Below are 15,090 nucleotides of genomic sequence, written 5' to 3'. Positions count from 1 at the left end.
CTTTTTTGAACACGCATCTGATTATGCGGAGGACTTGTTATTTAACCACTGGTCACATTACAGTATGAACCTTGCGCAAGTGATTGTCCATGTTTATGTCACGTATTTAAGGCATGTTTTGGGCGCTTGTCTTACCCATGTTTCATGGTTTTATCCGCGGTAGCCGCAGACCTGGAGCTACTTCAATGAATATGAATATACAGAGGGGATGTCATCATTTTGTGAAGTTTATATACTCAATATTTCCTTGTCTCATATAGGAAGGAGCTAACTATCCAATGAAGCCTCCGGAAGAGGGCACGGAAAAAGTACTGTTCATCGTTCTTTTTATCTTGCTCGTGATTGTTCTTCTTTATTTATAGAACGGATCTATGAGCCTTCAAATCCGGCGGATCTCCAACCTGTTTCCACCGTATGATCTTGTTGGAAACATATGCTGTCTGTCGCCGGATACATAACCTTCCGATGATTAACAAACACTGAATATAAGATTATACACATTGGCATTCAGCCGTAGCTTTGAACCATTTTGACATAGAGGAGGTCTTGCATCTTGCCAGCTCAATCTGCATCAGGAAGCGAAAAAAAAACGTCGTCCCTGTCCATGGATGAAAAGGAGTACAAAAAAGTTGCGAAAAAACATGAACCGCCTCGTCCAATCCTAAAGAACTGCCTCAAGGCATTTCTGGTTGGAGGTACCGTCTGCTTGATAGGACAGGCCATTCAAGAGGCTTTCATGGCCGGTTTCGACATGACATCGAAGGAAGCTTCCAATCCTACGGTGGCGGTCATGATTCTCATATCCGTTATTCTGACTTGTCTTGGGGTATACGATAAAATGGCTCAATGGGCAGGGGCAGGAACGGCTGTGCCGGTAACCGGATTTGCCAATTCCATGTGCTCTGCTGCACTTGAACATCGTGCTGAAGGGTTGGTACTTGGGGTTGGGGCCAACATGTTCAAACTTGCTGGTTCCGTTATCGTGTTTGGTGTCGTGGCAGCATTTGTTGTAGGCATCGTGTACGCCTTTTTGGGATTTGGAGGTGGACACCTGTGAAGCGATTGGGTCGCCAAACGTGGCAATTTGAGAATCGTCCGCGAATTATCGGCAAGGCGGCAGTAGTAGGACCAGATGAAGGCAAAGGTCCCTTGTCATCAGATTTTGATTACATCTATGACAACCTTGAGATCGGTGAGAAGACGTGGGAGAAGGGAGAACGCAAACTGCTCGAACAGGCCTCCCAACTCGCTTTGATTAATGCAAATATCACCAAGGAAGAGCTACACTTTTTTGTTGGTGGAGATCTGATGAATCAGATTATCAGCAGTTCATTTTCAGCGAGAAAATTGGGTGTGCCTTACCTTGGTGTCTTCGGAGCTTGTTCAACTTCTATGGAAACGTTGGCGCTGGCATCCATGATTGTGGACTCGGGAGCTGGCGATTATGTCCTTGCAGGTACGGTCAGTCACAACTGCACGGTTGAGAAGCAATTTCGTTATCCAACGGAGTATGGCTCTCAGAAGCCGCCTTATGCGCAATATACCGTTACGGGTTCAGGGTGTGGTGTGGTGTCCCGTACGGGTGATGGTCCAGTAGTGACCAAGGCTACCATTGGTAGGATCATGGATTTGGGAATCAAAGATCCCTTCAACATGGGTTCAGCGATGGCACCGGCAGCCGCCGACACCCTGATCTCTCATTTCAGGGATACAGGACTGGAGCCTGGTTATTACGATCTTATTGTGACCGGGGATCTGGCTTCTGTCGGTCTGCCGATTACCAAAGAGCTTTTGCAAAAAGAAGGTCTCCCCATGGAACAGACGGTATTCAATGATTGCGGATTGATGATCTATGATCGGGAGAAACAGCCTTATGTTGTTGCAGGAGGAAGTGGCTGCGGATGTTCTGCCACGGTAACCTACGGTCACATTTTGAATCGGATGCAGAAGGGTGATCTCAAACGGGTACTCGTTGTGGCTACGGGTGCACTCTTGTCACCGCTCTCGTATCAGCAGGGTGAAACTATTCCTTGTATCGCACATGCCGTAGCTATAGAGAAGGAGGGTTAATGGAATGCAGTTCTTGTGGGCATTTATCGTTGGCGGTTTGATCTGTGTTGTAGGACAGCTTCTAATGGATGGTGTCAAACTTACACCGGCACATACCATGAGTACACTTGTTGTGGCAGGTGCGGTTGCGGATGCACTCGGTCTTTATGATCCGTTGGTTAAGTTTGCAGGTGCAGGTGCTTCTGTTCCTATAACAAGTTTCGGTAACTCCTTGGTACATGGAGCATTGACTGAACTTGAGAAAGAGGGTTGGATCGGAGTGATCACCGGGATCTTTGATCTGACAGCGGCGGGAATATCGTCAGCGATCATCTTTTCTTTTTTGGCGGCATTGGTGGTTCGTCCAAAAGGCTAACTTCATATGACAAATTCACTTGAACCTGATTTTGATTCACCAAAGGCTTCGGATTACTTCTATCCGGGCCTTTTTTGTCGTATTCATGCGTGAACTGCGGTGAATCTGACGGGTTGGAAACAAATTGTGAGTTCCTTCGAGTGTACTCACGCCCGTGGATCATGTACAATAAAAGGAAATCTGTATGCTTTTTTAGGAGGTTAGACCACATGCCTGTGCGCAAAGAGTCGATCCAAATCATATCCGCAGTTCGTTCTAATCTGGAATCCTGCATTATGGGGAAATCCTTTGAAATTCAACTTTTACTTACAGCTTTGCTTGCAGGCGGGCACGTTCTGATCGAAGACGTACCGGGAACTGGCAAAACGCAGTTAATCAAGGCATTATCGAAATCCATGCGCGGAGAGTACCGACGCATTCAATGTAATCCTGATATTTTACCCAGTGATATTACGGGCGTATCCGTGTTCCATCCGAAGGATGAACGTTTTTATTTCCGTCCAGGTCCCGTGATGACCAACATCCTGCTGGCTGATGAGATTAACCGGGCCACAACGAAAACTCAGTCGGCGTTGCTTGAAGTCATGGAGGAGCGCAGTGTAACCGTGGATGGCGATACGTATGATCTGCCACATCCGTTCATGCTCTGTGCAACTCAGAATCCGATTGATTTTGAAGGCACATACACATTGCCGGAAGCACAATTAGACCGGTTTATGTTGAAAATAAGCCTTGGTTATCCCGATAAAGAAATCGAGAAAACCCTGCTGAAAACGCATCAGTCTGGCCAGCCTGTAGATCGTCTCGAATCCGTCACCCATATGGACCAGATCTCGGCAATCCAGCAGGAGATCAAGGAAGTCTTTATCGGTGATCCGGTCATGGACTATCTGCTGGATGTTGTTCGTCAAACCCGCTCCCATCCATCTGTATTGCTGGGCGCCAGCCCACGGGCAGCCATATCCTTCATGATGGCGGTAAAAGCCTTTGCTTTCTTGCAGGAACGTGATTATGTGCTCCCGGATGATGTGAAGACGATGGCCCCTTATGTGATCTCTCATCGTATTGTGCTTCGTCCCGAATCGAGACTGGACAGTATGAGTTCCGAAGCAGTTCTGAATGCCGTGCTGCAGCAAGTACGCGTGCCCGTCTCCATGGGGCAATAGTTCATGAAGCCGCTTTTGAGTACAGTCAATAGAGGGCTGCGCCACCCACGCGTATGGAGCATCGCAATGGTGTGGATGTGCTGTCTGGCTTATGTTTTGTTCCAGGGAGGGAAGACATCCCTAATGTTACTTTCGATGGTGACCCTGCTCTGTGTGTATCTTGCTATCGCTGGATTTAGCGGTGTACGACGTGCTCAGGGAGTGCGTAGGCTATCTTCTGGTCCGGACCATGAAGAACTGCTTCATGCAGGTGATCAGGTTCAAGTACAGTTGAGTCTGACCATTCCGGGATTCCTTCCGCTTCCCTATGTGGTTGTACGTGAAATGCTGCACCGGCATAATGGAGAATCGTGGTCGTTCAAGGAAAGTTTGATTCCCAATATGCGAGGTAATGGGGAGTTGTCATTCCAGACACCGCCACTTGAGCGGGGGAAGTACGTGTTCTCAGAAACGGAATGTGCCAGTGAGGACATATTCGGACTGATTGAACATCGAGGCAAGTTTAAGGCTAAAGGTGAGTTTCGAGTACTGCCAAGAACGGTATTTATTCCATATTGGCAGCTTTACGACCGCAAATCACGGTTATCTGGTCCTCAGACGGCGTTAACCCGTTCACGGAGAGAGACCACTCAGATCAATGGTGTACGTGACTACGTATACGGAGATCGGCTTTCCCGCATTCACTGGAATGCTACGGCAAAGACAGGGAACTGGAAGTCCAAGGAGTTTGAACATGAGTCTGTGCCCAAAACCATCCTGGTTCTGGATGCGCTGGCATCAAGTTATGAACATGGGGATGCTTTTGAAATTGCCGTGTCCACAGCTGCCTCACTGCTGGAGTATGGTGCGAGGGAACGGATGGGAATGGGATTGTTGACATTGTCAGACGAGACCTCTTACATGGCCCCCAGTGAAAGTCAGCTGGAACGACAGAAGATGATGCATCATCTGGTAGACATTCAATACAACGGTCAGGACACTCATCTGTTGCCTGGAGTGGAAAGAATCGCACGTCAATTGCCTCAGGGAGCTTACTTTGTTGTGATTTCTCCCCAGAAGGATGAAAAGATATTGGAACTGTTGCGCTGGGCCGATACGCGGGGCATGACGCCATGTCATATTCTGATGGATACCAGTGAATCCCGCCGTAGTGCGGAGTGGAATGCCATGTTGCGTGGAAGAGGCACGAGGTCATTCACGGTTTCTCACTTGCAGGAGCTTCCAACGGTGATGGGGGGAGGTTCTGTATGAGTACAAAGGGAAATGAAAGTGTTGCAGGCAAACGATCTTGGTATCATGCAGCGTCATTGCTCTGGATTTTCCTGATTGGCATGCAGTGGATATCATTTACGCAGGAATCGTGGTATACGGAGACAACGTCTCTCGTGTTATGGACACTTGCAGCGGTCAGTGTGCTGGAGGTCATTCTGCCCTTCAAAACGATGTATCGCGCGATGATCAAGGCGGTTGTCGTTGGTTACATTTTGCATAAAACGCTAATTGATTATACGGTGTACATCCCTTACGGTTCATTAACGGACCGAGCGGAGCAATTCATATTGCATATGACGCCTTACATCTGGTTCTCCCTGTGTGCATGGGTGATGCTTGAAGCTGCGCTTCGACTCGTGACGACAACACGTCGCATTCTTGTTTTTCTGGGTGTTAATATCATTTCGATGGGGATTCTCGATTCTTTTACCCAGATTCCACTCTGGATTGAAATCGCGTGGGTGATGTTTGCAGGGATGGGATGGCTCGTATGTCAGCATTTCCGTAACTATCAGCTCCAGTATCCACAAGGTTGGAAACGAATCATCCGTTATCCTTATAAAGTCCTGGCCAATATTGCCATTATTTTTTCTTTGATTATTGTAGCCAGCGTCAACATGCCAGAGATTCCGCCCACCTTGACGGACCCGTATACAGCGTGGCGGAACTATACCGGAACTTCCACAAGCCAGGTTGGTAACGGAAACCTTGATATTCCGGCAGCTACCGAATCGGGATACAGCAGGGAAGACAATCAGCTGGGTGGCGGATTCAACTTCGACTATACCCCTGTCATGTCTGTCACGACCAATGAACGTAGTTACTGGCGCGGGGAGACACGTGCAGAGTATACAGGCACAGGCTGGGATGACCGTGGACGGGGTGCAACAGAGAATGTTCAAGCAGGACAGCCTCTGGAGAACGATCAATCCGGAAATGTGAATACCAAACAAGTGATTCAGAACGTAACGATGCTAAACGATAATGTCTATCCAATTCTCTTTGGTGCTTATTCGATCTCGGAAGTGAGCTCGATTAATGGCGAGGACAGAACGGAACGGATGTTGTGGAATCCAGAACAGGCTGAACTGCATGTAGTGACAGACCGTCAGCAACCACAGTATCCCAAGACGTACACCATCGTATCTGAAGCCCCTGTGATTGTGGAAGATGAGCTTCGTACAAAGTCTTTTGAAGATCTGTATAACAGTAACCCTGCTGATGATATGTACTTGCAGTTACCATCCCGTTTCCCTGACCGGGTCTCGAATCTGGCAGCCGAGATAACGGCATCTGCGAATACGCCGTATGAAAAAGTGGCATTACTGCAAAACTATTTACAAACTAATTTTGAATACACGAACAATCCGGATTTATCTCGAAAAGTAAGCAGTGACTTTGTGGAAGGTTTCCTGTTTGATATTATGGAAGGCTACTGTGACTACTTCTCCACGGCGCTGGTGATGATGGCGCGCTCGGAGGGCATTCCTGCAAGGTGGGTTAAAGGTTATGCGCCTGGACAGCTGTCCCTCAATTCGGACATGCAGGCTCCACGTCAACCTGGCGCGGGGATTGAGACGACCTACACCGTTACCAATGCAGATGCACACTCCTGGGCTGAGGTCTACTTCGGTGAGTATGGCTGGATTCCTGTTGAAGCAACACCGGGCTTTGATATGCCACTGCTTACGGAACAGCCTGACGTACAGCCTGTAGATGAGCCTGAAGAACAGCCTGAAGAGGAGCTGGTACAAGAGGAAGAGCAGACCCCTGCACCTGAGCAGAACGCGTCTGCCATCCCGACTTTTGTCATCTGGGCTGCAGGAGCCGTTATCGTATTGTGGGTAGCATACATGTTCTGGCGTAATCGCTTCTCCATGCGATTCTTCCTGCTTCGTTTACGGACAGGTGGACCGCTCACTCCTGAACAGAAGGTGGTAGCGGAGACCGAGCGTTGGATTCATTATGTGAAACGCAAGGGACTGACCCGGAGCGGAGACGAGACACTTCGTGAATCAGTAGCTCGCTGGAGCCAGGCCAAACCTGCTGCAGAAGCTACATTGTATGAGCTTCTCACGAAGTTTGAACAGACTCGTTACAGTCCGGCGTCCGTAACTGCCGACGACTGGAAGGGTGTCTATCAGACTGCCTTGAAGCTGAGAAAAGAATTGAAAGCGGAACGGGCTTAGTTGTTGCCCGTCCCGTTTTTCCTTTTTTCCTATGCCATCAGGCGCTGTATGCATTTTCAGGAAAGACGGATTTGTGATATAGTGTGTCGTATGAAACTGAGGTGACTTCTTTGTTTAAAATGTTAATGCCCAAGCTGCGTGTAGACACGGTTTTTGACATTAATCTGGAAGAGCTGTACGCTCAAGGCTACCGTGGAATTATAACTGATCTGGATAACACACTCGTTGGAGCCAAAGCCCCTGACGCTACGCCCGAACTGATTGAATGGTTTGCGCGTGTGAAAGAAGCCGGTTTCAAGTTGATGATTGTGTCCAATAACAATTTGAATCGTGTATCCCTGTTTGCGACCCCGCTGGATATCCAGTTTGTGCATAGTGCACGCAAACCATCGAATGTACCGTTTCGTAGAGCAATGAAAATGATGGAGTTATCTCCTGAAAACACGATTGTTGTAGGCGATCAGATGCTTACGGACGTCTATGGAGGGAACCGGATGGGGTTATACACCGTTCTGGTACTGCCAATCTCCATTGGTGACGAAGGATTTATGACCCGCTTCAATCGGCGCGTGGAACGGATTGCTCTAACGAGTTTACGCAGGAAAGGCTTATGGCTTGAGGAGGAAAAGAAGAAATGACAGAACCGCATAACGGCAATCTTGCCGTAAGGTGCAGCGGATGCGGCGTGCATCTGCAAACAGAAAATTCGGAATTACCAGGGTTCATCCCCGAGAAGGCACTGGATCGTGAACCGGTTATATGCCAGCGCTGTTTCCGCATCAAAAATTATAATGAGTCATCATCCGTTACAGTGGATCAGGACGAATTCCTGGCGCTGCTTAGCAAAATCGGGGATAAGGATGCACTTGTCATCCATATCGTTGATTTGTTTGACTTTGATGGCAGTATTATCTCTGGTCTGCAACGTTTTGTAGGCAACAATCCGGTGTTGCTTGCTGTGAACAAAACGGACTTGCTTCCAAAAGTAACCAACTGGAACAAGGTTCGCAACTGGGTGCAGAAGCAAGCCAAAGAACAAGGTCTGCGCACCGTGGATGTCGTCTTGTGCAGTGCGAAGCAAAATCAGGGCTTTGACCGACTGCTTGAGCTTGTAGGAACGTATCGCGAAGATCGTGACGTGTACGTGGTTGGCGGTACCAATGTGGGTAAATCCACATTGATTAACCGTCTGATCCGTGATTACAGCGATCTGGAGCAGGAACTGACCACATCCCGTTATCCGGGAACAACGCTGGATATGGTGAACATTCCGCTGGATGATGGGAAATATATTATAGATACGCCCGGAATCGTATATCCATGGCGTTTCAGCGAGATTGTTTCACGTAAAGATCTCGCTGCCATCATGCCGGAAAAACCGCTTAAACCGGCTGTCTATCAGTTGAATTCCGGTCAGACGCTGTTCTTCGGCGGCATGGCTCGATTTGACTTTGTGGAAGGTGATCGCCAGTCGTTCACGTGTTTTATCAGCACTGCGCTTGATATTCATCGGACGAAGCTGGAGCGTGCAGACGACCTGTACCGCGATCACCTGGGAGAATTGTTATCTCCGCCAACTCGTGAGAATGCAGCTGAGATGGCTGAATGGACCCGACATGAATTCCGCATCAAACGCGGCAGTCAATCGGATGTATTCATCTCTGGTCTGGGCTGGATTAAGGTCAATGGTGATATTGGAGCGCTGGTTGCTGTTCATGCTCCAAAAGGCATTCGTGTACAGATCCGTCCATCATTGATCTAACAAATTCTCAGAACCTGTACATCAGATGGATCGGAGGCTTACCTATGTCTGAGCAGAAAAAGTTCAACGCTTCACTTCCCGTGTTGCTTGGTGTCATGGGTGATCCTATTGCTCACTCCAAGTCTCCGGCAATGCATAATGCGGCTCTGCTTGCTGCAGGAGTGAATGGAATGTATATGCCACTGCATGTTCTTCCGGATCAACTGGAAGCCGCAGTTCGGGGTATTGTGGCACTGGGCTATCGTGGTGTCAATGTCACGATCCCGCACAAAGAGCAGGTTATGCAGTATCTGGATGTGATCGATGAAAGTGCTCGACTCATTGGTGCGGTGAATACCATTGTCAATGAAGGTGGAACACTGACAGGGTATAATACGGATGGTATTGGCTATGTCCGATCTTTGAAGGAAGAGGCTGTACCTGAGCTTGCGGGCAAACGTATTGCGGTACTGGGAGCAGGTGGAGCAGCGCGGGGCGTTATATACGCCCTTGCACTGGAAAAGCCTGAGCATATCCACATTCTGAACCGTACAGCGGACAGGGCTATTGCACTTGCTTCGGATTTACGGGGCCATGGTCTGGGAGAAATCTCGGGCAGTGGCATGGAAGAAGTTGCGAATGTACTGGCTACGGCTGATATCGTGATTAACACAACGTCTGCCGGAATGCATCCGCATGTTGATGACGTACCGGTTGACCCTTCATTGATTCGTGAAGGAGCAGCGGTAAGTGATCTGATCTACAATCCGTTGGAGACCCGTCTGCTTCGGGAGTCACGGATGCGTGGATGTACGGTGCACGGTGGTCTGGGTATGTTTGTATACCAGGGCGCAGTGGCCTTTGAACATTGGCTCGGCATTCCGGCTCCTGTGGGGACGATGAGACGAGCGGTGTTAAACAGTTTTGAAGTGTGAAAATGATATTAAGAGTACAGGCAGACAACGAGTGCAGAACCAATCTGAAGAAACGGAGTGGTCGCTTAAAAGCTTTCTGCAAGAAAGCTGCTTCGGAAGCATAAGCTGTAACTGATTTTCCCTTTGTGAAAAGGGATCAGAAAAATCTGGGGATAACAGCGATCGGAAGATGGTACTGCAATCGGAGTCAACTTGTGTCTCAGTGATCATTTTCACCAGTGAAAAATAATAATTGAATGGTCAGGTCCGGACAGTTTTTGTGCTGTCGATCAGGGCCTGCTCAACATAAGGAGTATGGAGTATTCATGTTAAACGGTAAACAAAAGCGCTTTTTGCGGTCACAGGCACATCATCTGACCCCTGTATTTCAGATTGGTAAAGGTGGAACGAATGAACACCTGTTCCGTCACATCGAAGATGCGATTGAGAAGCGCGAATTGATGAAAGTGCAAGTGCTCAACAACAATGATGAGGACAGAAAAGAGATGGCTGAAGAAGTTGCCCGTGAAACGGGAAGTGAGCTTGTACAAGTCATCGGCAACACAATCATCCTGTACAAAGAATCGCGCGATAACAAACAAATCGAACTACCTAGATAAGGGAGTGTGACGCGGGTGAAGATCGGTATCATGGGTGGTACGTTTGATCCGATCCACATGGGACACCTCCTGGCAGCTGAAGCGGCAAGGGATTCGCATGCACTGGATGAGATCTGGTTCATGCCTTCCCATGTTCCACCTCACAAACGTGGCGCCGGAGCTTCGGGACAGCAACGTCTCGATATGACGGAAGCCGCTGTGAGGGGTGTTGAGCAATATGAGGTGCTGGATATCGAGATGGAACTTGGCGGAGTGTCTTATACAATCGATACGATGAAGGAACTGTGGCGTCGCCATCCTGAACATGAATTCTATTTCATTATCGGGGCGGATATGGTGAACTATCTTCCCAAATGGGAGCAGATTGAAGAACTTGCAGAACGCCTAACCTTTATCGGGGTTGGTCGACCAGGCTTCCAGTTACATCTGGATGATCTTCCAGACGAGTTACAGGATCGGGTCCTACTGGCCGAGATGCCCTTGGTGGATATTTCATCAACAGCCGTACGCAGACGTCTTGCCAAAGGACATTCGGTACGCTTCATGATTCCTGATGAAGTGCACCAATACATTGTAAGGAGCGGTTTATATGGCACTAAGCCGTGATGAACTTATTCAAGCCGTATCCGGACAAATGCCGGAGAAACGCTGGAAGCATACACTGGGTGTAATGGAATCGTCAGTGATGTTGGCTGAAAAATACGGTGCTGATCCTGTGAAAGCGGATCTGGCAGCGATATTGCATGATGTGGCGAAGTACTGGCCCGTAGCGGAGATGGAAGCGGTCATCCGTGATAACGGATTAAACCAGGAACTTCTGCAGCATGACAAACAGCTCTGGCATTCCGAAGTCGGTGCTTTTGTAGCCGAGCGTGATTACGGTGTAGAGGATTCCGAAGTTATTAATGCCATCCGGTGGCATACCTCGGGTCGGGTAGGCATGAGCCTGTTGGACAAAGTGGTATGTCTTGCCGATTATATTGAACCGGGACGAGATTTCCCTGGAGTGGATCACATTCGCGAACAGGCTGAACATAGTCTGGAGGAAGGATTAATTGCCGGATTCGATTCGACGATCAGCTTGCTGATTTCGCAGCGCCGTGTTATTTATCCGTTAACCGTGTTGTCACGCAATGACTTGATTACTCAATTATAGTTGTTCAAAAAGTTCACTTTTGATTATAAAGGATCTTTTTGAACACACAAATATAGATTATGGAGGTTGGTTCATGACAGTATCATCGAAAGAACTTATGAATATGGCGGTTGCTGCCGCTGACGACAAAAAGGCATCCAATATTGTAGCGTTGGATCTGATTAATGTTTCCCTGGTGGCCGATTATTTTGTTATTTGTCACGGGAATTCCGATACACAGGTACAGGCCATTGCCACTGAGATTCGCAAACAGGCTCATGCAGCTGGAGCGACGATCAAAGGTATCGAAGGTATGGATTCCGCACGTTGGGTACTGATGGACATGGGCGATGTAGTTGTTCATATCTTCCACCGCGACGAGCGTGAATACTACAACATTGAACGTTTATGGTCTGATGCCAAAGTGGTGGAAATGGTATGAGTTTGATTGCTGGAACAGTCGTCTCTTTGCCGGTTTCACGTGAAGTGTCTCCGTTTGGTTTCTTTTTGACGACAGGATCGGAAGATGTACTGCTTCACTACACCGAGCTAACACGGGATATTAAGATTGGTGAGACACTTGAGGTCTTTGTATTCTTTGATACGGAAGATCGTCTGGCTGTAACAATGAAGAAGCCTTATCTCATGCTTGGCGAAATGGCACGACTGGTTGTGGCTGATGTTCACCCAAGACTGGGTTGTTTCCTGGAAATGGGACTTGGACGGCAATTGCTGCTTCCTATTCGTGAACTGCCTGAACTGGAAGAACTGCGTCCTCAAGTGGGGGATGAAGTCTTTGTAATCATGGAACATGACAAGCAAGGACGTCTGCGTGCCAAATTGGCCGGGGAACGTGAACTTTCACCATTGGCTTTCCATGCGCCAACTTCATGGTTAAACGAGTGGGTTGAAGCGACGGTATACAAGCCACTGCAGATGGGTACTTTTGTACTTGTAGAGGGCGGTGTACTTGGCTTTGGGGCAATTGGCATGATTCATTCATCTGAACGTAGTCATATGCTGCGTCTTGGTGAGAAAGTGAAGTGTCGAGTGACACTGGTACGTGAAGACGGACGTGTGAATCTGGCCATGACTCAGCTCAAACAAGTTGGACGTAACGAAGATGCAGACAAGCTTCTCGCCTTTATGAAAGAGCGTCCTATGGGCGGCATGCCTTACTCGGATGCAACTCCGCCGGATATCATCAAGCAGCGCTTTGGCATCAGTAAGTCTGCGTTCAAGCGTGCATTAGGCAAATTGATGAAGGACGGATTGGTGGTCCAAAAGGAAAGCTGGACGTATCTGTCCGAATCTGCTCCTAAGGAACAGAATGAAAACAATTAATTTTTTTGTTTGAATATTTCGTAATATGAAACTCGGAGAAGGCAGGGATAGGCTGGGTAAACACCGGATACCCCTGTCTTTACTTTTGTTATATAAATTGAACCAAAATTACACGAAACGGAGAGGACAGAAAGAACCTGAAGAAGCGTAGCGTTCGCCTTTATCCCCGGATTTAATCCTTTATAAAAGGAATCAAAAAAATCTGGGGATAACAGTGATCGGAAGGTTGTTCTGTCATTGGAGTGCCCAGTGTAAATATTCTTTAGTTCAACTTATATAGATCAGGATTGAAAAATGAAATTGAAAGTGCGGTGCCTGACATGTCTTACCGGAAATTTGCCTATGTCTACGATGAATTAATGGAAGATATGCCTTATCCGGACTGGATAAGGTTTGCAAGAACAGCATGGGAACAGCATGGAATGCCCAAAAGTGTCGCTGAACTTGGCTGTGGAACGGGCTCTATTACAATCCCGCTCGTGAACTCCGGTTTCGAAGTTACAGGCATTGACCTGTCAGCAGATATGCTGTCGGTTGCGCGCAGCAAGATGGAGGCTACGCCTCAGGGTCATCGCTTGTATCGGGAAGGCAGCGTACGTTGGGTGCAGCAGGATATGCGAGACTGGCGAGTTCCGGAACCTGTGGATTCGGTGATATCATTCTGCGATTGCGTCAATTATCTGCTTGAACAAGAAGATGTCGTTCGAACATTCCAGCGGACATATGAGATGCTGAAGCCGGATGGAACGTTTTTGTTTGATGTGCATCATCCCAATACGCTTATCCGTTATGATGAGGAGCAGCCTTTTGTGCTTGATGAGCGCTCCGTATCTTATATTTGGACTTGTGATTTGGACCAGGATCGCTGTGAGATTGAGCATCATCTCAGTATTTTTTCACGTGTGGATGACGGCAGCAAGGATATGTATCAGCGGTTTGAAGAAGTTCATGTCCAACGTGCATATAACCCGGACTGGATGAAGCTGGAGTTATCCAAGGCAGGTTTTAGAGATGTGAAGGTATATGCAGATTTTGAATGGAAAGAGGCAGGAGACAGCGCACAGCGCTTGTTCTACGTTGCTGTGAAGTAAGTATAAAAGATAAAAACTGTTCCTTATGTTGTATGGGGGCAGTTTTTTTTATTTCTCGTAAAGATGGATTGACATGTTTCTGTGATCGGGCGAAGAAATGCTTGGAAAGACCCAAGAGCGTGACAAAAAGTATTGCCAGCTAAAGTAAAGGAGGCGATAATAGTCGGATAGAAAGCGTTTTCTATGGAAACCAATAGTCGAGGTGAGGTGTGGAAGTGGAAAGTACATATAAAACAAGACTCTCGTCAGAACAAATAAATGCCATAATCGAGCAGCATCTATCTGCAAGTATACAGGACTACAAGGAAATGGTGGATGGCTGGGCCAATCATGCATATCTCATTACATTGAGTGACCAACAGCAAGTGGTACTCAAAATTGCCCCTTCGGCTTCCACCAATCTGATGCGCTGTGAGCAGGATCTGATGATTGCTGAGGTCGAGGCACTGCGTCTCATCGGCGAGTTGAAGGATGTTCCCGTACCCAAAGTTCTGGTTTATGATGATTCGTTAACCATGGCTTCAGCGCGGTATTTTATCATGGAGTACATGTCTGGAACACCCTATAATCAGGTCAAGGATCAGTATTCTGCGGAAGAGCAGGAAGCCGTTGAACAACAACTGGGGCGTTACAATCGTCGAATAAATGAAATCAAGGGCGAGAAGTTCGGATATTTCTCAGAGCAAAAACAGCGTTATTCCACATGGAAAGAAGCATTTATGAACCTGATGGAAGACGTTCTTGCCGATGGGGAAGAAGCCGGGATTACATTTTCGATGGATCACTCTGAATTGAGACGTTTGATTGAAGAGAAATCGGATGTGTTGGACGATGTAAAAGAACCTGTTCTTGTCAGCTGGGATCTATGGGATGGAAATATTCTAGTAGACAAAGGCCGCATCACAGCAATTATTGATTTTGAACGTTCACTGTGGGCAGACCCTCTGATGGAGCATTATTTCAGTCATTTTAACTATACACCCGGTTTTGTGAAAGGTTATGGGCTTGCGATTACGACTGAAAGTGAGCTAAAAAGAAGAAGTCTGTATGACTTGTACTTTGATCTGGTGCTGCGCATTGAGTGCGCTTATCGGCAATATGACAATCAGGAACATGTGAATTGGACTATTCATAACCTGGAGGAAGGAATTGAGCGATTTCGGTTGTCCTGAACAGCAACCGCGTTATGAAGG

At 47.7% G+C, this 15,090-nt stretch carries 16 protein-coding genes; all 16 read left to right on the top strand.

Annotated features, from left to right (window positions below; translation table 11 throughout):
* Positions 1–553: 553 nt before the first annotated feature.
* Positions 554–1,057: a stage V sporulation protein AC gene (gene spoVAC, locus NLBNIHML_RS08770; protein ID WP_445252597.1), complete on the top strand. Its 504-nt coding sequence runs from the start codon at positions 554–556 to the stop codon at positions 1,055–1,057.
* Positions 1,054–2,070 carry a stage V sporulation protein AD gene (gene spoVAD, locus NLBNIHML_RS08765; RefSeq protein WP_339236134.1) on the top strand — a complete coding sequence of 339 codons (1,017 nt, stop codon included), beginning with the start codon at positions 1,054–1,056 and terminating at the stop codon, positions 2,068–2,070. Before spoVAC ends, spoVAD begins: the two co-directional genes overlap by 4 nt.
* Positions 2,071–2,074: 4 nt before the next feature.
* Positions 2,075–2,425 (top strand): stage V sporulation protein AE, encoded by a 351-nt coding sequence (gene spoVAE / locus NLBNIHML_RS08760; RefSeq protein WP_091028336.1) that lies wholly within the window; start codon positions 2,075–2,077, stop codon positions 2,423–2,425.
* Between the two features lie 209 nt (positions 2,426–2,634).
* Positions 2,635–3,591, top strand: a complete 957-nt coding sequence (locus tag NLBNIHML_RS08755) for an AAA family ATPase (protein WP_253439472.1) — start codon at positions 2,635–2,637, stop codon at positions 3,589–3,591.
* Between the two features lie 3 nt (positions 3,592–3,594).
* Positions 3,595–4,842 (top strand): DUF58 domain-containing protein, encoded by a 1,248-nt coding sequence (locus NLBNIHML_RS08750; protein WP_339236130.1) that lies wholly within the window; start codon positions 3,595–3,597, stop codon positions 4,840–4,842.
* Positions 4,839–7,052 carry a DUF4129 domain-containing transglutaminase family protein gene (locus tag NLBNIHML_RS08745; protein ID WP_494354168.1) on the top strand — a complete coding sequence of 738 codons (2,214 nt, stop codon included), beginning with the start codon at positions 4,839–4,841 and terminating at the stop codon, positions 7,050–7,052. Before NLBNIHML_RS08750 ends, NLBNIHML_RS08745 begins: the two co-directional genes overlap by 4 nt.
* A 110-nt stretch (positions 7,053–7,162) precedes the next feature.
* Positions 7,163–7,690 (top strand): YqeG family HAD IIIA-type phosphatase, encoded by a 528-nt coding sequence (locus NLBNIHML_RS08740; RefSeq protein ID WP_036615148.1) that lies wholly within the window; start codon positions 7,163–7,165, stop codon positions 7,688–7,690.
* On the top strand, positions 7,687–8,814 hold the full coding sequence (yqeH, locus tag NLBNIHML_RS08735) for a ribosome biogenesis GTPase YqeH (protein ID WP_249912122.1): 1,128 nt from the start codon (positions 7,687–7,689) through the stop codon (positions 8,812–8,814). Before NLBNIHML_RS08740 ends, yqeH begins: the two co-directional genes overlap by 4 nt.
* A gap of 44 nt (positions 8,815–8,858) precedes the next feature.
* The gene (gene aroE / locus NLBNIHML_RS08730) at positions 8,859–9,728 is read left to right on the top strand and encodes a shikimate dehydrogenase (RefSeq protein ID WP_494354167.1); all 870 of its coding nucleotides are present in this window, start codon (positions 8,859–8,861) and stop codon (positions 9,726–9,728) included.
* A 305-nt stretch (positions 9,729–10,033) separates the two neighbouring features.
* Positions 10,034–10,327 (top strand): ribosome assembly RNA-binding protein YhbY, encoded by a 294-nt coding sequence (gene yhbY / locus NLBNIHML_RS08725; protein ID WP_063567269.1) that lies wholly within the window; start codon positions 10,034–10,036, stop codon positions 10,325–10,327.
* Positions 10,328–10,342: 15 nt separating this feature from the next.
* Positions 10,343–10,933 carry a nicotinate-nucleotide adenylyltransferase gene (locus NLBNIHML_RS08720; protein WP_339256515.1) on the top strand — a complete coding sequence of 197 codons (591 nt, stop codon included), beginning with the start codon at positions 10,343–10,345 and terminating at the stop codon, positions 10,931–10,933.
* Positions 10,917–11,483, top strand: a complete 567-nt coding sequence (gene yqeK / locus NLBNIHML_RS08715; protein WP_339236117.1) for a bis(5'-nucleosyl)-tetraphosphatase (symmetrical) YqeK — start codon at positions 10,917–10,919, stop codon at positions 11,481–11,483. The genes NLBNIHML_RS08720 and yqeK overlap by 17 nt, the downstream gene beginning before the upstream one ends.
* Positions 11,484–11,556: 73 nt before the next feature.
* On the top strand, positions 11,557–11,904 hold the full coding sequence (gene rsfS / locus NLBNIHML_RS08710; protein ID WP_253439462.1) for a ribosome silencing factor: 348 nt from the start codon (positions 11,557–11,559) through the stop codon (positions 11,902–11,904).
* On the top strand, positions 11,901–12,806 hold the full coding sequence (locus NLBNIHML_RS08705; protein WP_339306657.1) for a CvfB family protein: 906 nt from the start codon (positions 11,901–11,903) through the stop codon (positions 12,804–12,806). The genes rsfS and NLBNIHML_RS08705 overlap by 4 nt, the downstream gene beginning before the upstream one ends.
* Before the next feature lie 320 nt (positions 12,807–13,126).
* Positions 13,127–13,897 (top strand): class I SAM-dependent DNA methyltransferase, encoded by a 771-nt coding sequence (locus NLBNIHML_RS08700; RefSeq protein WP_339236110.1) that lies wholly within the window; start codon positions 13,127–13,129, stop codon positions 13,895–13,897.
* 215 nt (positions 13,898–14,112) lie between these two features.
* Positions 14,113–15,069 carry a phosphotransferase family protein gene (locus NLBNIHML_RS08695; protein WP_494354166.1) on the top strand — a complete coding sequence of 319 codons (957 nt, stop codon included), beginning with the start codon at positions 14,113–14,115 and terminating at the stop codon, positions 15,067–15,069.
* Positions 15,070–15,090: the final 21 nt, after the last annotated feature.

Source organism: Paenibacillus sp. JNU01 (genome assembly GCF_059130585.1).
Note: the sequence above shows the minus strand (reverse complement) of the source record. Positions and strands in the feature narration are given on the sequence as shown.